This window comes from Holdemanella sp. DFI.5.55, from assembly GCF_020593575.1.
Classification (GTDB): domain Bacteria; phylum Bacillota_I; class Bacilli_A; order Erysipelotrichales; family Erysipelotrichaceae; genus Holdemanella; species Holdemanella hominis.
In genome coordinates this window covers 1-262 of sequence record NZ_JAJDMK010000292.1, presented here as the reverse complement: position 1 = coordinate 262, position 262 = coordinate 1, and the positions used below count along the sequence as shown (strand labels likewise).

At 35.9% G+C, this 262-nt stretch carries 1 protein-coding gene; it reads left to right on the top strand.

Annotated features, from left to right (window positions below; all coding sequences use genetic code 11):
* Positions 1-32 precede the first annotated feature (32 nt).
* The coding region (locus LJE08_RS14150; RefSeq protein WP_227403598.1) for a DeoR family transcriptional regulator at positions 33-262 on the top strand (230 nt) is incomplete at its 3' end.

The following is a 262-nucleotide window of genomic DNA, read 5'->3' as shown; positions in this document are numbered from 1 at the left end:
ATACGATTTTATATCATAGGATGCTGATAAAAATGAAAAATTCAACCAAAAATATTCAAGAACGGCAAGAAAAAATCCTCTCTTTTCTTTGCGAAAAAAAAGAAATGTCGATTAGCGAACTCAGCCAAGCATTAAACGTCTCAGAGATGACCATTCGTCGTGACTGCTCCACCCTTTCTCTTCGGGGACAAATAAATCAAAAAAAAGGCATCATCACATATATCGAGCCTAAATCAAAAGATAACCAAAGCTCACTTGAACG